The organism is Micromonospora costi, assembly GCF_003626655.1.
Classification (GTDB): Bacteria; Actinomycetota; Actinomycetes; order Mycobacteriales; family Micromonosporaceae; genus Micromonospora; species Micromonospora costi.
The window spans coordinates 162,733-181,875 of record NZ_RBAN01000004.1 but is presented as its reverse complement, the minus strand read 5'-3'; the positions used below and the strand labels follow the sequence as shown (position 1 = coordinate 181,875).

At 67.8% G+C, this 19,143-nt stretch carries 15 protein-coding genes; 9 read left to right on the top strand and 6 right to left on the bottom strand.

Translation table 11 applies throughout. The features are described from left to right. The first annotated feature begins 65 nt into the window (after positions 1–65). The 4 genes from D7193_RS22655 (at position 66) to pglW (ending at position 8,486) form a co-directional block, all read left to right on the top strand. Complete coding sequence (locus tag D7193_RS22655; protein WP_120781563.1) at positions 66–866, top strand: adenylate/guanylate cyclase domain-containing protein; 801 nt, start codon at positions 66–68, stop codon at positions 864–866. Next, positions 857–3,118 (top strand): hypothetical protein, encoded by a 2,262-nt coding sequence (locus tag D7193_RS22650; RefSeq protein WP_120781562.1) that lies wholly within the window; start codon positions 857–859, stop codon positions 3,116–3,118. Before D7193_RS22655 ends, D7193_RS22650 begins: the two co-directional genes overlap by 10 nt. A 214-nt stretch (positions 3,119–3,332) precedes the next feature. Next, positions 3,333–4,001, top strand: a complete 669-nt coding sequence (locus D7193_RS22645; protein ID WP_147434433.1) for a hypothetical protein — start codon at positions 3,333–3,335, stop codon at positions 3,999–4,001. Between the two features lie 66 nt (positions 4,002–4,067). After that, positions 4,068–8,486 (top strand): BREX system serine/threonine kinase PglW, encoded by a 4,419-nt coding sequence (gene pglW, locus D7193_RS22640; protein ID WP_120781560.1) that lies wholly within the window; start codon positions 4,068–4,070, stop codon positions 8,484–8,486. An 18-nt stretch (positions 8,487–8,504) separates the two neighbouring features. Here the strand turns inward: pglW and D7193_RS22635 are convergent, their stop codons facing one another. From D7193_RS22635 to D7193_RS22620, 4 genes are all read right to left on the bottom strand, one after another. Next, on the bottom strand, positions 8,505–9,677 hold the full coding sequence (locus tag D7193_RS22635; RefSeq protein WP_120781559.1) for a Shedu anti-phage system protein SduA domain-containing protein: 1,173 nt from the start codon (positions 9,675–9,677) through the stop codon (positions 8,505–8,507). 387 nt (positions 9,678–10,064) lie between these two features. Continuing rightward, positions 10,065–10,373 carry a PIN domain-containing protein gene (locus D7193_RS34305; protein WP_338324102.1) on the bottom strand — a complete coding sequence of 103 codons (309 nt, stop codon included), beginning with the start codon at positions 10,371–10,373 and terminating at the stop codon, positions 10,065–10,067. Between the two features lie 104 nt (positions 10,374–10,477). Continuing rightward, positions 10,478–10,687 carry a type II toxin-antitoxin system VapB family antitoxin gene (locus D7193_RS22625; RefSeq protein WP_120781558.1) on the bottom strand — a complete coding sequence of 70 codons (210 nt, stop codon included), beginning with the start codon at positions 10,685–10,687 and terminating at the stop codon, positions 10,478–10,480. Positions 10,688–10,770: 83 nt separating this feature from the next. Beyond that, positions 10,771–11,160 carry a protein NO VEIN domain-containing protein gene (locus D7193_RS22620; protein ID WP_120781557.1) on the bottom strand — a complete coding sequence of 130 codons (390 nt, stop codon included), beginning with the start codon at positions 11,158–11,160 and terminating at the stop codon, positions 10,771–10,773. 80 nt (positions 11,161–11,240) lie between these two features. On the opposite strand from D7193_RS22620, the gene brig1 reads away from it, so the two are divergent. Together brig1 and D7193_RS22610 are read left to right on the top strand one after the other, a co-directional pair. After that, entirely contained in the window at positions 11,241–12,119 is an 879-nt protein-coding gene (brig1, locus tag D7193_RS22615) for an anti-phage DNA glycosylase Brig1 (protein ID WP_120781556.1), read from the top strand. Next, the gene (locus D7193_RS22610; protein ID WP_120781555.1) at positions 12,116–13,027 is read left to right on the top strand and encodes a hypothetical protein; all 912 of its coding nucleotides are present in this window, start codon (positions 12,116–12,118) and stop codon (positions 13,025–13,027) included. Before brig1 ends, D7193_RS22610 begins: the two co-directional genes overlap by 4 nt. 31 nt (positions 13,028–13,058) lie before the next feature. Here the strand turns inward: D7193_RS22610 and D7193_RS22605 are convergent, their stop codons facing one another. Together D7193_RS22605 and D7193_RS22600 are read right to left on the bottom strand one after the other, a co-directional pair. Beyond that, on the bottom strand, positions 13,059–13,382 hold the full coding sequence (locus tag D7193_RS22605; protein WP_241563300.1) for a hypothetical protein: 324 nt from the start codon (positions 13,380–13,382) through the stop codon (positions 13,059–13,061). Between the two features lie 2 nt (positions 13,383–13,384). Continuing rightward, on the bottom strand, positions 13,385–13,660 hold the full coding sequence (locus D7193_RS22600; protein WP_241563298.1) for a DivIVA domain-containing protein: 276 nt from the start codon (positions 13,658–13,660) through the stop codon (positions 13,385–13,387). A 315-nt stretch (positions 13,661–13,975) separates the two neighbouring features. On the opposite strand from D7193_RS22600, the gene D7193_RS22595 reads away from it, so the two are divergent. The 3 genes from D7193_RS22595 to D7193_RS22585 all read left to right on the top strand — a co-directional run bounded on the left by D7193_RS22595 (position 13,976) and on the right by D7193_RS22585 (position 19,068). Further along, positions 13,976–14,215, top strand: a complete 240-nt coding sequence (locus D7193_RS22595; protein WP_120781553.1) for a winged helix-turn-helix domain-containing protein — start codon at positions 13,976–13,978, stop codon at positions 14,213–14,215. A 72-nt stretch (positions 14,216–14,287) separates the two neighbouring features. Continuing rightward, on the top strand, positions 14,288–17,869 hold the full coding sequence (pglX, locus tag D7193_RS22590; protein ID WP_120781552.1) for a BREX-2 system adenine-specific DNA-methyltransferase PglX: 3,582 nt from the start codon (positions 14,288–14,290) through the stop codon (positions 17,867–17,869). Continuing rightward, a complete protein-coding gene (locus tag D7193_RS22585) occupies positions 17,866–19,068 on the top strand; it encodes a hypothetical protein (RefSeq protein WP_120781551.1) in 1,203 nt (400 codons plus the stop codon). The genes pglX and D7193_RS22585 overlap by 4 nt, the downstream gene beginning before the upstream one ends. Positions 19,069–19,143: the final 75 nt, after the last annotated feature.

The window sequence follows — 19,143 nt, the reverse complement described above, 5'->3', positions numbered from 1 at the left end:
ATTTCCCGCCGCCGGTGATCGCTATAAGAGACATGTCCTCAACTTCTCGGTCTCAGGAGCGTGAGATGACGTTGATGTCGGAGCCGGACCGGCGGTTGATCATGGCCGTGGACATGGAGAGGTACAGCCGCCACGATGACGCGGGTCAGGCGCGCGCCCAGACGGACTTCCGTCAGCTCATGCAGAAGGCAGCGGAACGGTGCGGACTCGATCGTGCAGAGTGGGACATCCAACCCACCGGCGACGGGGAACTGTCGCTGTTTCCCGAAGCGGTCTCCGAGCCACGGATCATCGCGGAGCTTGTGCCGGCGATCGACACGATCCTGCGTGATCACAACCGGTACGCCGCATCGTGGGCCCAGGTTCGGCTACGCGTGGCGATCCATCAGGGCCTGGTCACGAGGACTGAGAACGGCTACGCGGGTTCGGCGGTGGTAACCGCGGCGCGTCTCGTCGATGCGACACCGTTGCGGGATGCCTTGAAGCGGTTTCCTCTGGCGTGCGTCGTGATGATCGTTTCCTCGACGATCTACCGCGACGTGGTCAGCCAGTCGTACAGCGGTATACGTGCCGACCGCTACCAGCGGGTGGCCGTCAGGATCAAGTCGTTCGCCGACGACGGATGGATCTTCGTGCCGGACGAGAACGTCAACTCGGCTGGGGAGCTGCCCGTAGGCCTCGCGAGCGCCCCTGTCTCCCCGACGAGCGTCTCGCCTGGGACGGCGCCGGAGGCACCGGCGATGACTGGCGGTAGCAGTTTCAGTTTTGGCACGGTGACGAACCGGGGACCGACCGTTTTCGGTGACCACGCTCGGATCGTGGGGCACACGGAGACGTCGGGTGGCGACGGGACCACATGGCGATGACTGACGGCCCGCAGGTGGAGGAGGGCAACACGTCGCCGGCCGGCTCTGCCGGCACTCCGGCAGCACAGTCTTCCGTGGAGAAGCAGGATTCTCCGTCGGTCGCGTCGAGTGGGCGGCAGGAAGAGCCGGCTGACGGCGCAGACCGGCCGCAGGTAGCAAAGGTGGGCGCCTCGCCTCGGGCGGATGACCATGACAATCCGGAGGACGACACCACCGAGCGCTCCGTCTATGACAATCCCACGCTGCTCTACCTGCTCCGGCATGTGCGGAGCCGTTACCGCATCGACGACCTGACCAACATCGGCCCGAGCGCGTTCGGTGAGAATGCGACGGTCATCGGCAACATCAATTTGGGCGATGGCGAGCGCAGGAAGGATCTCTTCTTCGATCCTGTGCTCGATATAGCGGCCAGGTGCCGGACTTTCGTCCCTCCGCCGTACTTCGCCAACCTGCAGGGGCGCTTGAGGCGTAACCGGATAGTCGGGCTGGCGGGCCCTCCACGAAGTGGGCGGATGACGGCGGCCTGCGTTGCGCTCTCGGAACATCGGTCCGTCGACCACGTTCGGAGGGTCTCGCCGCCGAACGAGGATGTCGTGCCGTACCTGCGACGGAACCCGGAGGCTCTTGAGAAGGGGCACTGCTACGTCATCAAGACCACCCGCGAGCAGATGCGCGAATTCTTCCGGATCCTGGAGCCGACCTTCGAGTCGCGAGACTGTAGCGCCATCCTTATTCGAGATCTGGCAAGTCAGGAGGAGGAACTTCATCGAGCCGAGTTCTTCCACGAACCTCCCGCCGCGTCGCTGGAGATCTTCCGTCGGCACCTGGAGCTGCACCTTGAAGGCAGGTGCGTGGCGGACTGCGGTGCGTGCGATGGCGGATGCCACGGGACCTACATCTCCGAGCTGCTGACCGAGGACGTCCGGCGATCGATCGATCTCTTCCGTTCTCCGGGAGAATGTGCCCTCTATGCCGAGAGGGTTGCACGAGAGCTGCCTCGGGGTCCCGCGATCACCTCCGTCCTTCCCTCAGAGGCGAGGCGCCGCCGGGAGCGGGCGCGGAGAATTTTGGTGTTGGCCGCGGAGAACGACCAGACCTACCAGAACCGGCCCTTGCAGCACCGGCGTGCACTCCGCATCGCCTATGCCGTCTTCGCGGGGCACACGATGACGAGCGTCTCCGAAGGCGCGGGGTTGCTGCTCGGCAAGCTTGACCGGCTCTTCACGGAGCCGGTCATCGGCAGACCCGCGCTCCTCAATGACCTTCCGGGGCTGTTGGGCCCGGACCTCAGTGCCGACTGGCACGAGCGTGCGACCGAGGACACGTCCTCCCAGGTGCCGACCAGGGTCGCACGGCTGGACGCGAAGCTGGTGACGGCGATACTCGACGTCGCCTGGAACGATTTCGACAACACCCGTCCGGCTCTGATCGAGTGGGTTGACGAGCTGGCTTCACACCCGGCGCCAGGGTTCAGCGCGTGCGCCGCCGTCGCTGCGGCCATCTTCGCCACCCACGACTTCGACCACGTCTATTCCCAGCTGATCCAACGCTGGGCCCATGATCGAAGGATGCGGGTACGGCGCACCGCCGCCGCTGCGATGGTGTCGGCGGCGAACCTCGATGGTGCCGGAGAACTGGAACGGGGGACCAACCGCCCCGTGCGGACCGACGTCACCGCGAGGGTCGAGGAACTGGCGCGTTCGGCGTCACCACTCGAACGGGACACTGCCGCCTTGGTATGGGGGATGGGTTTCGTCTCGCGCCACCCGAGTCAGGTCGTACGAGCGCTCACCGTCGTGGCGGCCAATACCACCTACCGCCACAGCCAGAATGTCTCGGGTGCCGTAGATAGCCTCTTCGGCGCGATCGGCGATTCGTGGACCATCGGCATGCTGGCCTGGTGGCTTGACAGCGACATTCCGGCCTTGCGAACGCAAGCCGGGCAGGCGTTTCTGAACTGGCTTGATCGCCTCGGGCCTGCCGCCCTCCACGACGAGTTGCGAGCCCTCCTGGACGGTTCTACGCACGTGGACCACGTCGCCGCGCTTTGGCGGACCGTTCTGCTCAACCACCGGTTCTCCCTCCCTGCGTGGCGTCACTTCGCCGACTGGTTGCGAAGCGGCCTCGGTGAGCCCAATCTCAGAGACCCTATCCGGCTCCTGGTCCGGCGCCTTGCCGCTGATCCGGCCATCCGTTCCCGGCTCGACCATTTGCTCTCACGTGCCACGCCGGCCGCCGCATCCGCAGCCTGAGGAGGTATGGATGACCACCGACAGTCCAGGGACGAGGGCTCCTCGGGGCGCACCCATTAGCCCACCACCGTTCGCCCGGTTCGCAGACCGCTTTCGTGTCGCCATCGAGCGTTGGTGGCGGCCGCCTACTCCAGATCTCACCCAGCGTCGCCGCCACCCGCGACCCATCGTGGTCGCCGCGCGCGGACACGTGTTCGCGTTTCACATCGATGTCATGTTTACCTGGTACTCGGAAGGGCTTCGGGAGGACCAACTCGGTGCCTGGTCGCTGCAGTTCGCCGATCTGGCCCGCCGCGACGTCGCACACCAGGCGGCCAACCTTGCCCGACACTTCCATCCGCACCAGGCGTGCGCACTCGAGATCCAGCTGAATCGCCTGCTGTCTGGTGCCCAACGCCGTTACGAGCGTCGCGGCGTCGTACTGCACTGCGAGCCAGAGGTACGCGTCCGGCTTGACGAAGACGTCAAGGCAGAACTCCGCCACGCTCACCTACAGCGCCTTCGAGAAGAGAGCGAGCACGAGCTGGCGTTGCGGCGGATACAACTGACAGACCAGCTGACGCGGCGCTGGATCGCGCTGATAGACAGGCTGCGACGCGATCCTCTGGCTCACGCCGCCTTGAGACTCAGCAACGAGAAACTCGCGGAGGTTCTCGATCGGTACGTCCTGAAAGAGGAGCGGTCGAGGATCGATCAGCTGGCGACGAAGCTGGAAGAGGCGCTGAGCCGCAGCGGTCGTGTCGGCGAGCCTCTCGAGGAGCACGAGGCCGCCGAGATAATCAACATGTTGAACGACATTCTCAAGGCCGAAGCAGAGGCGCCGCCGAAGGATGGATCGGCCCGAAATGGCCGATACGTCGCACCCTCTGCCGGCCCGTCCTGACGGCGCGGGCCGAACTTACTGCTGGCGGGGCGGGGTTCGCCCTGCGCCACCAATAGGATCGCTGGCATGCAGGAGGGCCGGTGGACGACGATCACGCCGTCGCAGTTCACGCACGAGCGGGAGGCGCTGGCGCACGTCCAGGCGCTGCTGCCGGACACGGAGCCGTACCGCGCCTGGTCGAACTTCACCTTCACCGCGCAGACCGGCCACCCCTACGAGGTCGACCTGCTGGTGGCGGGCCCGGGCGGGCTCTACCTCATCGAGATCAAGAGCCTGACGGGGCGGCTGGTCTCCAGCGGCTCCAACTGGGTTCTCTCCAACCCGAGCGGCACGAGGACCTTCGACAATCCCCTGCATCTTGCTGACGCCAAGGCCAAGAGGCTGAAGTCCCTGCTTCAGATCGCTGCCGACCAGCGGAGGGGACAGAAGATCAAGGTCCCGTTCGTCCAGGCGGCGGTGTTCCTGTCCAAGCCGGGCCTGCACGTCGCGCTCTCCGATCACCACCTGCACGGCGTCTACGGGCCCGAACCGGCGCCCGGGCACCAGCCCGGCCCGCTGCCCACCATCCGCTCGCTGCTGGAGCGCCCTCCACTGGATGAGCGCCACCGCGTTACGAAGGAGCTATCCGCGGCCCTGCCCGACCTGCTGCGCGCCATCGGTATCGCCCGCAGCCGGAGGCACTACCAGGTCGGCTCGTGGGAGTTGGAGCCACGACCCTTCGATCTCGGCCCGACCTGGCAGGACCACCACGCCCGCCACCGCGACCTCGAACGCGAGCACCGCCGCATCCGGATCTACCTGGTCGAGCGCAACGCCGTACAGACCGAGCGGGCGAGCATCGAGCGCGCCGCCAAGCGCGAGATGATGGTGCTGCACGGCATCAACCACCCGGGCATCGTCCGGGTCGACTCGATGGAGCCGCACGAGGCGGGGCCGGCGCTGATCTTCCGCCACGACCCGCGTGCCATACGGCTCGACCACTACATGGCCCAGTTCGGCGACAAACTCGACCCCTTGAGCCGCCTCGCGATGATTCGCCAGCTCGCGGAGGCCGTCGCGTACGCCCACGGGCGTCGCCTGCACCACCGGGCCCTCTCCGCCCGCAGCGTCCTGGTATCGCCGGGGCCGAAGCGGCGCGGCGGCAGCGAGGAGGAGGCCTGGCTGGTCCCGCAGTTGCAGATCAGCGACTGGCAGACCGCCACCCGCGCGGCCGACACGTCCGGTGGAGGTAGCGGCGACCCGATCACGCTCTCTTCCCACGCGACCGCGCACATCGAGCTGTCCGCCGAGGCGTATCTCGCACCGGAGCTGAGCGCGCCGCGGCCGGACCCGGTGGCGATGGACGTCTTCGGGCTGGGCGCGCTGGCGTACCTGATCCTCACCGGCCAGCCGCCGGCCGCGAAGCGTCAGGAGCTCCTGGCCCGGATCGCTCGCGACAACGGCTTGCGCCCCTCCTCGGTGGCCGACGGCATCACCGAGTTCGCCGACGAGCTGATCCAGGCCGCGACGGCCCCGGTGCCGGCCCAGCGCCTCACCACCGTCAGCGAGTTCGTCGAGATGCTCGAAGAGGTCGAGAACGAACTCACGGCCCCACCGCCGACCTCCGTGCATCCGGAGGAACCGGAGCCGGAGGAGACGGACCCCCTCGAAGCGCGCGGCGGTGACCTCGTCGCCGAATGGAAGATAAAGAAGCGGCTGGGCACGGGCTCGACCTGCCGGGCGTTCCTCGCCCACAACGAACGCACCGGCAAGGACGAGGTGCTGAAAGTCGGCCTCTCCGACGAGAAGGGCGCTCGGCTGGCCCACGAGGCCCGAGTGCTCCGGCCGCTCACCGACTCCCGGGTGATCCGGCTGGCCCGCCCGGAGCCGCTGCAGATCGCCAGCCGTACGGTGATCGTTCTCGAGCACGCCGGCGAGCTGACCCTGGCCCGCAAGCTGCGCGACGACGGCCGGCTCACCGTCGATGAGCTGGAGACCTACAGCGACTACCTGTTCGGCGCCCTCGACTACCTGGAGGGCGAGGGCGTCTACCACCGCGACATCAAGCCGGACAACATCGCCATCCGGGTACGCCCGAACCGCACCCGCCAGCTCGTGCTCTTCGACTTCTCGCTGGCCGGGGTCTCCGTCAAGGAGCTCTCCGCCGGCACCCCCCGCTACCTCGACCCGTTCCTCGGCACCGCCAGCCGCCAGGTCTACGACAAGCACGCCGAGTGGTACGCCCTCGCCGTCACCCTGCACGAGATGGCCTCCGGCGAACTGCCGATCTGGGGTGACGGCGGCACCGAGCCGCAGCTCACAGACGGCCCGCCGGTGTTGGCCATCGAGGCGTTCGACCCGGCGATCCGCGACGGCCTGGTGGAGTTCTTCCACCAGGCCCTGCACCGCGACCACCGCCGCCGGTTCCCCTCGCTGAAGGACATGCGCGACGCCTGGCAGCAGGTGTTCCGCCGCTCCGACGCGAGCACCCCGGTCGGCACCGACCACCCGGAGATCGAGGCCGACGAGCCAGACGAGAAGGCCGCGGCAAAGGCGCGTGACGAGGCGGCGGCCAAGGCCACCCGCGCCACGGCCCTGGAGGCCGCCGGGCTCACCCCCCGCGCGGTGTCCGCCGCCCACCGGCTCGACGCCACCACCGTCGGCGAGCTGCTCACCGTCGCCAACAAGCTCGCCCACCTACCCGGCCTCGGCGCCAAGACACGGCAGGAGCTGCAGCGCCGCGTCAAGGAGTGGCGCACCCGGCTGGGGGAGCGGGAGATTATCCCCACCTCGGCCGCCGCCCGTAAGGAGGCCACCGCCGAGGTGGCCACCGAGGCCACCGCCGCTGGTGGCGACACCGATCTGGTACGCGTCGGCCTCGACGCGATCGCCACGCTCCTCGTCCCGTCGAGTCGCAACGCGAAGGACGTGGAAGCGACGCGACTGCTGCTGCATCTACCCGACGAGTCCGGCGTCTTGCCGGACCTGCCGCTGTGGCCGCAGCACCCGCTCGTCGCCAAGCGCCTCGACGTTACCCCGGCGCGCATCGCGCAGATCCTCGGCAAGCAGCGCAAACGCTGGCATGGCCTGCCCGTGGTGGGCAGCGTGCGTACGCAGATCATCGAGCTGTTGCGCGACGGCGGTCGCGTGATGGGCGTCGCCGAGCTGGCCGCCGCGCTGCTCGTCAGTCGCGGGTCGGTGCGCACTGGCGACGAGCTGCGGCTCGCCGTCGCGGTCGCCGCAGTCCGGGCCGCCGTCGAGATCGACGCTCTGGAGGAGGAACCCCGGCTGCTCCTGCGTCGCCATGCCCGCGGCGACATCGACGGGAAACCGCACCCGCGCGGCGACCGCCTGCTCGTGGCCCTCGAAGCGGGGGAGGACGACGCCCCCGACACCCCGGCCGCACCGGCGCTGCTCGACTACGCCGACGCGCTCGGTAAGGCCGCCGACAAGCTCGCCGCCAGCGAGGTGTTGCCCAGCGCGGCGACGGTGCTGCGTACCCTCGCGGCGGTGACCGCGCCCGGCGGTGCGGCTGACGTGATCGACGAGCGGCGGCGGGTGCTGCTCGCGGCAGCGGCCTCCGAGCGGGCCGCCGCGACCGCGCGGCTGGAGCTGTACCCGCGCGACCTCGACCCGGTACGCGCGCTGCGGCTCGCCCAGGCCGGCGTGGTCCCGCCGGCGACGACTCCGGAGGGGAAGCGGGGCTTGACCCCGGAGCAGGTCCTCCAGCGGGTGGAGGCGCGGTTCCCGGAGCTGGCGCCGCTGCCACCACGCCCGAAGCTGGACCGGCTGCTCGCCGAGGCCGGCTTCGAACTGCGCTGGGACCGCGATCGCTACGTGCCGCCGCCCCGCAACGCCTCGTCGTCGATGTCGATCATCCAGCGCCGCCCGTCGGCGACGAGCGCGCCGAGCCGCTGGGCCGCCGAGTCGCCGGAGCTGGCGGCCGCGATGCGTGCGGAGGAGCGGCTGACCGGTGCCAGGTCGGCGGGCGGGTTCCGGGCGCTGACGGTACGCCTCAACCGGTACGCGCTGGCGCGTGAGGAGCTGGCCCGGCGCTTCGGCGCCCGGCCGGTCAACGTGGCGGCGATCTTCCTGCGTGAGCTGCGGGGCCTGGTCGATGCTCGCCCGAAGCCCACGTGGGAGACGGTGCTGGGTGCGGACGTCGCCGAGCCGGGCTCCCGGGGCGCCATCAAGCTGGGCGAGTACGTCGAGCAGGCGTGGGACCTCGCGGTTCCCGCACTGCGGGCATCGCTGTCGACTGGGGAAGGTCCCGTGCTCCTGCACGACGCGGCGGTGCTGGCCCGCTACCGAGCGATCGAGCGGCTCTACGAGCTGGCCGACGCGGCGCGCGGGGGAGCAGGGGACGTGTGGCTACTCTGCCCGATGGAGGACCCGGGAGTGTTGCCCAAGCTGGATGGCGCGGTGGTCCGGGTGGGCGACAACGAGTGGATCGCGCTGCCGGACGCCTGGGTCGTCAACGCCCACCGCAGTTCGGTCTCCGCATGAACGCCGACCAGGCGCGTGTCAGGCGAGACTCAACGCCCTGTCCGCGCCGTCCAATAGCTGCTTGTACGTGATCACCTCAATCCGGCCGAGGTGGCTGCTGTAGGTCCGCAGGACCTCGTTCATGTCGGCCTCTTCGACGGCTGGTTGGAAGCGAGGGTGACCGATGACCACCGCTGCGGTGGCCCTTCGCACGTCCACCCTGTGACGATCGAGGATGCGGGCGCGGTTCTCGTCGAGGGCCAGCAGGTAGTTCATCACCTGTCCCACGGCACGATGTACCTCGGCGTTGGGGATGAGCCCTCGGCGCTGGCGGGTCAGGATCCCCACATTCGCCTTCTTCAGCTCTACGACGTGCAGCGAGCCGTCCGGTCGTAGCAGCGGGAGGTCCAGCTCGTCACCGGCGACGAGTCGACGCCGACCCAGGCTCGGCAGGTAAGACCCCCCGAAAATCCAGAGATTACTCTCGAGGGCCCTCTGTAGGTCGTGCTCCGAACTGTGTGGATTGTGCACGGCGCACGTCAGCGCCTGCAGGCCGGCGGCCCGGGCTCTGATCTGCGCGAGCCTCACAAGCTCGCCGACGCTGAGCTGGCCGACCTCGTCCGGGTCAGGAGCGGCCGCCTGGCTGTCTGGCGCCGCCGCCCACTCGATGGCCAGCCGGTTAGTCAGCACCTCACGCAGCCAGGCTGACGTCTCTCTCCCGCCGCGCAGGATTCGATAGTGCCCGGCCTGCTCCTCGTCTTCCGACATGGCCGCTGCGGACTCGAAAAACTCCGCGAGATGGGCCTGAATGTCGGCGACGGAGGCGGTGGGGTTGTCGTTCAGGAGTTGGCGAACGGACAAGAGGAGGAACTTGCCCAACTGGTCGAAGGTGCTGCGAAGGAACCGGAGCGTGCTCTGCCTCGATCCGGGGAAGAGCTGATACTTGATCTCTATGTCGGGTCGCAGCATGGTGTTCATGACGTAGGCCAGCGCGTCCTCGATGCGCTCGCTCGTGAGGACGTCCTGTTCCTCGCGGGCGGCGGCCTCCGCATAGCGGAGTAGCGACACCAGCTCTTGTCCTCCCCGATACGGGCTCCGTTCGCCCATGTGACGCAAAACGTCCTGCAGGAAGCCACCGACGTGATCGGAGACTCCGAGTTCGATGATCTTCTCGACCAGGACACGAAGTGTGTAGTCAGACCTTGTTCGCATCGCACCCCGCGTCTCACGCTCTCGCCGGCTTCCGGCCGCCGATCATCCGGCACGCCTCCGACAGTTCCGGCCGATGCGCTACCGGGCAGCCGTCCGAGCATCCCGTATCGGCCGGTGGCTAACCGGGGCCCGGTCCGCGGGTGGGTTCCGCGCGGTGGGGCGGCTGACCAGTTGGCCGACTCGGCGCGCCGGTGGGGGTGCCATATGGCTGCTCTGCGCGACGGAGAACCCGGGACACTGCCCAAGCTCGACGGCGCGGTGGTGCGGTGGGCGACAACGAGTGGATTGCGCTGCTCGACGCCGTGGGTCGTCGACGCCCACCGCAGGCGCGGTGGTGGCCTCCTGAAGCCGCGCCGTCAACTGAGGGGTCGTGGGTCGACGGCCAGATCAGTCAGCCGCGCCGGAAGGCAGCACCCAGGCGGTTGGCTGGCCGGTGATCGCCGTGATCATGTCGAAGTCGCCGTCATAGTGCAGCACCGTGGCGCCGTGACGTTCGGTGGTGGCGGCGATCAGCAGGTCTGCCATCGACAGGGCCCGGTGGTTGCCCTTATGGAGCGCCTGGACCTGGACGTCGATCGCCCGGTCCCAGATCTCGTCATGGCCAGCCAGCGGAAGCCGCCGAGCAGCCAACGGACGCGCGGCGCCACTTTGGCTGTAAGGGCGCTGTGGATCATTTCGATCTCGACCGCGCCGCACACTGCCAGCAGCCCTCAGTCGGACAACTCATCGAGCACGGGTGCGACGGCGGGCCTGGGCCACCGAGGCGAGCGCCGGCTTGTCGAGGAGGCAGAACTCCCGGCTCACGCCGCGTCCGGCTTGGCCGTGCCCGCTCCACCGGTCAAGTCAGGAAGACCGCCGGTCTTGAGCCAGTCGGCGAACTCACCCCGCTTGTTCCGGTTGACCACGGCCTCGAGAGCCGCGGTGATCGTCGCCTTTTTCGTCGTGGTACCGAGGATCTTCGCCGCTTCCGCGAGCAGGTCGTCGTCAACGTCCAGGATCGTTCGGGCCATGGTATGGACCTCCCTGCCAGCAGCCGGTCGACGTCGATGACATCAAGACGTCCTGTCGTTGGTATCGGAGGAGGAGGACTGGTTCAGGTGAGTGCGTCGTAGTCGGCAACTGGCCACGGCACGGTGTAGTAACGCTGCTCCTTCGCCCGCTCTAGCAACTTCTGGAGGCGTTCGCCCCCGATCATCTTCAGCGTGAACTGGCGTGGATCGCCTTGGCGGACGTTCTCCACTACATAGATCCAGAAGTCGGAGTTCCGGAGAGCCTCCTCAATCTGACGCACTTCGAGCCAGAGATCGCTGCCCCTGGCTGACCCTCCGTAGGCTTTGACCTCGATCACCCGAGGCGGACTCGCCACGTCGCCTGCGGCCCCGGTGCCGCGCACGTCGCGGGCGACCCGTCGGGCTGCATGTTCTCTCGCGATGACGTACTCGATCGCAGCCGTCTCAATTGCGCGATTACCGACGATCTCCATAGCTCGCCCTCTATCGGAAAACCGTGCGGGCAGACTAGTTCCTGGCCATCAGCCACGGGAAGGGCCGATAGCATTCGGACATGACGACGTCCGCGCGGGAGCGTGTTGCGGCCTTCTGGGACGACCACACGGCGAGATGGCTGCGTGGCGAGGATCCAATGCCGACGCCGCTGGCGGCGTGGTTCGACTCCTACCAGGGTGTCGGGTCGGGGACGCCGACCCGTGACGGATTTCCGGAGCCGTACCACGGCGACCTGCTCGGGCGAGAGCACACGCCACGGATGGTGGTGCTCGGCCTGAACCCGGGGGAGTACCGCCCCCAGTTCCAGTCGAGAGACGGGATCTTCGCACGGGAGATCAAGGAAAAGTATGGCTCCTACAGCAGGTGGCAGACCACCTACCCCTACAACCGTCCGCCCTGGACGGACATTATCGGCCGCAATCGCTACTACCAGGCGCGACTCACGTTCACCCGCAACTGGCTACAGGACCCGGAGGCCGATCACCGGGACCTGCTGATCTTCGAGAGCTACCCGTGGCACTCGAAGTTGATCACCGGACCTCTTCGGCCTCCGGCCGAGATCATCGACGCGTTCGTGTGGCAGCCGATCGCGGAGTTGCCCGTCGGGGAGGTGTTTGCCTTTGGCCGCCCCTGGGACAGCCTGGCTCAGGCGCTGCGGCTTCCCGTCGTGAGCATGCTCGGCGCCGGTGGACGCCACTACGGTTCAGCCGTGCCGAGTCGTGCGGTGCGCGTCTATGGGCTGCCGTCCGGGCAGCTGTTGGTCGTCGAGTGGCATGCGGGGTCGGCGGGGCCGCCGAGCGCCAAGGAGACAGCTCTCCTTCGCAGTGTGCTCACCGGCGTGCTGAATTCCGCCGATGATGCCCCGCCGCGTCCCAGGGTGGCAGGCTCCAGCGGTGCCGCCCCCACTGCCGCGACGGCAGGGAGGTCGTCCTCATGATGGTCGCCAGCGACACGGCCGCCACCGCCGGGCGTGCCCGACGGCTGGCTGAGTACATGGGTCAGCACGTGCTGGCCGTCTCCGGAACCTGTGTCTGCCGACGGTTGGGCAGCTGCCAGCGCGCGGTCCTGTTCGACCGGCGCGGTACGTCCCGACCGGAGGTGGACTTTGCCGCGGGCCAGCTTTCTCACGTCGGCCGCCACTACGACCTCATGCTGGACGGTGTGCCGTGCCGCATCCTCGTCATCGCCATGGAGACGGCGCGGCTGAGAGAGAGCGTGACGCTCGACCAGCGGTACGTCGAGGTCATGGATTCCGCGAGACTGCCGTACAGGGACCGGAACCCGCACATGAAGGGTGTCGCCAACGCGCTCAGGCTCGCTCTGGGCCGTGAGCCGGGAGACGATCGCAAAGGCGAGCACCTCCGCGTGGACGGCCTGGGAAGACCCGTGCACATCTTCGACGCCTTTGCTCTGGGAAACCTGCGGCTCTGCTCCGCCACCGTCGGCGGAGACATGAAGTCGTTGAGCAATCCGACGATGAGCCGTAACTGCCTCCCGCACCTGGCGGCGACGATCAAGATCCTTGAGCCGACTCTGTGCATCGTGCAGGGAGTCCAGGTGCACAAGACCCTGACCGAGGTCATGAGCTCCCGCCGCTCGCTTGCGCCGCACCTGGAACAGGTGCGACTGGCGGGCGTCGACACGCTCGTAGCGGATTTCACCAGTCCCTCTGCCTGGGGCACCCAGGGCTGGGGCGGCCTCACCCACTCCTACCTCCGTGGGACGGTCGCACCGGCCCTCCGGGTCGCACACCAGCTGATGCGGGACCCCTCCGCACCGGCCGGTAACCCCACCGTGCAGCGGCAACGACGGCACACAGCCGCGAACGATCAGGTTCGTCGGTAGGTACATCTGCACTGCCACCCTGGCCACGCCATCAGGGACCAACCCGAGCAGTCGGCTGGGCGGTCGCGAGCTGTTTAGCCTGTGTGCCGCTCCCGGGACGGGAGCGAACGATACGGGATCGGCCCGGTGCCCCGGCGCTGGCGGCGCGGCGGAGGCCGGCGAGCTGGACGTAGATCTCGCGCTTGGCGGTCGCCTCGCCGCGACGGTTCAGTACGTAGCCCGTCAGCCAGACCCAACCGGGGTACGTCTGCCGGTCCGGCACCGAGACGACGCGGAAGGTCAGGGCACGGTCGCCGGCGAACTGCACCGAGGCGCGGCCGTCGATCCGCAGGAGGTCGCCGGGCTTGGGACGCACCGCTACCAGTGGCCCTCGTTGGACCGGCACTCACGGGCATGCATGGTCTGCCAGTCACGCAGCGCCCGCTTGATCCGGTCGTTCTCCTCAGCGAGCAGCTGTACCGTCTCGTTGAGCGCCGCCAGCTCGTCGGCCACGCGGGCCTGGAACTCGCGCACCTCGACCGGGTCGACGCCGCGCCGGCACGCGGCGAACTCGCGGGTCCGCACCTCGTGCGGCGTCAGCCGACCCGGATATCCCGCCGGGTAGGGCCGGCCACCTCGATACAGCTGAGCCACGACGATCCTTTCCGAGGGCAGGCGGGAGCGCGATAGGTACCGCTGGTAGGCGCTGGGTGGGGCGGGTCGTCCGCGCGGGGGCCGCGGACGACCCGCCCGCCCCGCCGCCGCAGCTCCCATTAGCGGTACGACAGCAGAGCAGTCCGGCTGGTCGGGACGGGCACACACACCCGCCCCGACCAGGGGGATGAGCCGAACCCGTTGCCACGCGAGAAGCGGCTCGGGAAGAACATAACTAGGGACCACAGGGAAGTAAAGCCCATTGTTTAGGTGTTCAGGTTGTGATCGAATTCGGGGTGCCACGCGAGGAGTGACATGCCCGAATCAGCCGAATATCTACGCATCGCCGACGACGTGATCGCTGACGTCAGGGCGGGCAAGCTCAAGCCAGGTGACCGACTTCCCTCGGTCGCCGAGACGCGCGCGACCTATGGGGTCAGCTATGGGACGGTGCAGTTGGCCTACGTCCGGCTGGAAGCGCTGCGGGTCATCCGGCGGCAGCAGGGCAAGGGCGTCTTCGTCACCGATCCGAAGACCTGGATGCGGGAACCGTAGGTAGCGACCCGGAGACGGAAACGGGCCTTACGGGTACCTGTGTCCGGTCGGCGGGGCGACTAGAGTCTTCGCGTGATCGACCGGAAGTTGCTGCTGTCCGACCTGCAGAAGCAGGTCAAGAACCTGGAGAAGGACCTGCGGGAGCAGGCCGAGTCGGTCGAGGAGGTGCGCCTCAAGCTACGTGGCGAGTACGACCACGCCTTCACGGTCGGGCGTACCGCCGCCACCTGGGTGGCCTGGCGCGACGAGCGGGTGACGCAGGTCGCCGTCGCGTGGGTGCTCGGCACCGTCTTCGTACGCTTCTGCGAGGACAACGGCCTGCTGCCCGACCCCTACCTGGCCGGGCCGGGGGACCGCCTCGTCCTAGCCGAGGAAGCCGAGGCGCAGTTCTTCCGCGACCACCCTGACCAGACCCTTCGGGACTGGCTGCACCAGGGCTTCGACGCCATCGCCAGCACCCAGGCCGGCAATTCGCTGTTCGACAAGCGGCACAACCCGCTCTACCAGATCCCGCTGTCCCACGACGAGGCGAAGAATCTGATCGCCTTCTGGCGTCGACGCGGCGAGACCGGCGGCCTGATCCATGACTTCGCCGACCCCGAGTGGGACACCCGCTTCCTCGGCGACCTCTACCAGGACCTCTCCGAGGCGGCCCGCAAGACATATGCGCTGCTCCAGACCCCGGAGTTCATCGAGGAGTTCATCCTCGACCTGACGCTCACCCCGGCGATCGAAGAGTTCGGCCACGACGTCGTCAAGATGATCGACCCGACCTGCGGCTCGGGCCACTTCGTCCTCGGCGCCTTCCACCGCCTGTTGAAGGAGTGGGAGCAGCACGCCCCCATCCGCGACCCCCACGAGCGAGTACGCCTCGCCCTCGACGCCGTCCACGGCGTCGACATCAACCCGTTCGCGGTAGCCATCGCCCGCTTCCGCCTCCTCGTCGCGGCCCTCCGCGCCTGCGACTTCAAAACCCTCCTAGACGCCACTGGTCATGCCTTCCCCGTGAACTTGGCGGTCGGAGACTCCCTCATCAGGGATCGGCAACTCGATCTCCTTGCCGAGACGGATAGCTTGGCGGGCTTCAAGTATGCAACCGAAGATGTGCAGGAGCACCCCGGGATCCTTGAAGAAGGCCGCTATCACGTCGTGGTGGGGAACCCGCCATACATCTCGGTGAACGACAAGAGCCTCAAGGAGCTGTACCGCCAGATCTACTCGAGCTGCATATCTACCTACACTCTTTCAGTGCCCTTCGCGCAGCGCTTCTTCGAGCTAGGCAAACGTGCCCAGCCTGACCAAAGTGGCGCAGGCTACGTTTGTCAAATTACTTCCAACGCATTCATGAAGCGCGAATACGGCGAAGCCCTGATTAAAGAATTCTTCGGGCACAAGGTCGAGCTGACGCATGTCATCGACACGTCCGGTGTCTACCTTCCGGGGCACGGTACTCCGACTGTCATTCTCGCAGGCCGCAGTAGAAGCGTCGGTAACAGCTCGACGGTGCGAACGGTTCGTAGTGTTCGTGGTGAGCCTAAGCCCCCAGCCGATGCCGCAAAGGGGCTGGTGTGGCAGGCCATTGTCCGACAATTGTTCTCGCCTGGCTCGTCGAGCGAATGGGTTACTGCGGACGATCTCGATCGTCAACGGTACTTCCGGCGTTTCCCCTGGATTCTTCAAGATGGCGGTCTTGAGCTGGTGGAAATGCTTCGAGAAGCATCAGCCCGACGACTTGAGGACGCCGTTGAAGTAATCGGCAGGACTACCCACACGGGCTTGGATGACGCCTTTTTCCTTCCCCGACCTGCTGCTCGAACGGCTGGAGTCGAAGCCCAATGCGCACCGCTGATCCGCGGCCCAGGTGTCCGGGATTACGTCGCAGAATCGGATATGGTGGCCATCTTTCCCTACGATGAGGCGGGTAATCGGACCGAGCTGAATGCGGCAGCCTCACAGCTACTATGGCCGAGCCGGACTGCCCTTCGAAAGCGAGTCGACTTTGGAAAGTCTCCAGAGGAGCGGGGTTTGCGTTGGTTCGACCACAGCATGTTCTTCGCTTCGCGGTATGCTGCTTCTTTGTCGGTCTGCTTCACCGACCTGGCCTCTCATGGCCACTTCGCGCTTGACTTCGGTGGGAGCCTTTTCGACAGGACTGCACCTGCCATCAAACTGCCTCGACAGGTCGGGGAGGATACTTACCGAGGATTGCTGGGAGTTCTGAACAGCTCGTCGGCCTGTTATTGGCTTAAGCAGCTCTGTTATCCGAAGGGTGGGGACCCTATAGGAGATGACGGAGCACGAGTTAGCGCTGAACAATGGCACGATCGTTATCAGTTCACCGCCACCAACGTGCAGCGCCTGCCGCTGCCGGCGGCGTACCCCCTTGAATTGAGCCGTGAGATCGATGGCCTGACGCAGCGGCTCGCTACGGTGAGCCCGGCGGCGGTCGCAACCTCCGGGGTGCCCACCCGCGAGCAGTTGGCTGCCGCTCGGAACGAGTGGCACTCGGTCCGGGCGCGGATGATCGCGTTGCAGGAGGAGTTGGACTGGCAGGTCTATTCGCTCTACGGGCTGCTGGACGAGGAGTTGACCGCCCCGGCCGCCTCGGTGCCGGAGTTGAAGCTGGGGGAGCGGGCGTTCGAGATCGTGCTCGCCCGCAAGATGCGCGACGAGGGCCTGGAGACGCAGTGGTTCGCGCGGCACGGGTCGACGCCGATGACCGAGCTGCCGGCGCACTGGTCGGACGAGTACCGGGCGGTGGTGGAGCGGCGGATCGCGGTCATCGAGGCTAATCGGAACATCGGGTTGATCGAGCGGCCGGAGTGCAAGCGTCGCTGGGCCACCGACGGCTGGGACGCGATGCAGGCGAAGGCGCTGCGCGGCTGGCTGCTGGACCGGTGCGAGGCGCGGGAGCTGTGGTACCACCACGTCGACGGACTCGAACAGCCGCGTGCGCTGACCACGGCCCAGTTCGCCGACGAGCTGCGCCGCGACGCCGACGTGCTCACCGTCGCCGGCATTTACGCGCCCGGTCAGGATCTCGGCAAGGTGATCGCCGACCTGGTCGCCGACGAGCACGTGCCGTACCTGGCCGCGTTGCGCTACAAGGACTCCGGCCTGTCCAAGCGGGCCGACTGGGAGCACGTGTGGGACCTGCAGCGGCAGGAGGACGCCCTGCCCGACGAGGCGGCGAAGCGGGAGTTCCGCAAGCAGATCCCGGTGCCGCCGAAGTACACCTCGGCGGACTTCCTCAAGGGCAGCTACTGGAAGCACCGGGGCAAGCTTGACGTGCCCAAGGAGCGGTTCGTCTCGTACCCGGGGGCCAGCCGCGACGGTGACCCGTCGCTGCTGATCGGCTGGGCCGGCTGGGACCACCGCGAGCAGGCCCAGGCCCTCGCCACCCTGATCGTCGCCCGCGAGCAGGAGGACGGCTGGGCCGCCGACCGGCTGCTGCCGCTGGTCGCGGGGCTGCGCGAGATCCTTCCCTGGGTACGCCAGTGGCACGGCGAGTTCGACCCGGAGTGGGCCGCCTCGCCGGCGGACATCTACGACGGCTTCCTCGCCGAAACCACCAACCGCCTGCACCTCACCGACGAGGCGCTCACGTCCTGGCGCCCGCCGAAGGCCACCCGCGGACGCAAGGCCAAGGCATGACGATCGAACCGGTGTCGACCGCCTGGTGGTCGGCGGACGACGTCGAGGAGCTGACCGAAATCCTGGCGGCCCGCCGGTCCCGGCTGTGGCAGCTCACCCAGCCGGGCGACGTCTCGGCGTGGGTGTTCGCCGATCCGGAGCCGGCACCGCTGGACCCGCCGCCGGCTGGCGTCGATGGTGACTGGGACGACGGGCTGGATGAGCCGCAACGCGCGGCGTGGGCCCTCGCCGGATGGATGGCCAGGATGACGGTGCCCGAGGCGGCATCGACCGCCGGCCGGCACTGGTTGCTCTCGCGGGTGAACGATGGCCACGGTCCGCTGCTGCGGCTGACCGTCGGAGTGCTGGAAACCTTCGGCGCGTACGAGTCCGGCGAGGAGGTGTGGCTGCGGGTGGCAGGCGCGCCGATTGGGCTTGCGATGGACATCGGCGCGGTCAACCTGGAGGAGTGGGGCCGGCGCGGCATCGAGCTGCTGGAAGACCGCACGAAGACGCTCGCTGAAGAGAAGATGCTTCTCACCTGTCCGGACATCGACACGGCGCTGTGGTTGCTGCGGCAGCCGCCGGTCATGGCCGCCGCCCGAATGCTCAATGCCTGGGTCGCGGCCGGCCCGTTCTCGTTCGAAGGCCGCTACCGGGCCGAGGTCGTCGGCCGAGCCTGGCGAGCGGCGGAGACCCTGCTCGCCGGTGCGGCCCCCGTCGAGATCGGCGGGGGGCGGGGCTTCGACCGGGAGTACGTGGCGCCGGCGGCGCCGGCCGACCCGCCGGCGCAGCGGTCGTTCGACGCGGACGCCTACCGGGCCGGAGTGCGTGAGCACGATCGGCTGTGCCGGGCGCTGATCAACCACCTCATTGCCGAGGGTGTACGTGTTGGCGCGGGGTTGCACGGCGTACCGGTGGATCTGGCCTGGCGGGACGCCGACGGGCGGCAGTTCATCGCCGAGGTGAAGAGCGTGGCGGAGGTGAGTGAGGTCGAGCAGCTTCGGCTGGGCCTCGGTCAGGTCCTCGAATACCGCCACCGTCTCGCAGCGCGTGGAATCGATGCGACGCCCGTCCTGGTCGTGTCCCGATGCACGGACCAGGCTTGGCAGGCCATCTGCGGTGATAACCACGTCATCCTGCTTGACGGTGATGGCACCGCGGATTGGAGGGCGGCGCTGACGAAAGGCCGCCCACCACATGCCCTGAAAGCCGGATAACGAATAGCAGTGACAGTGCGGGCAGGGGCAAAAGGTCTGCGGCCTGAGGTTCTAGGGTGTCGCTACCGCCGTCCA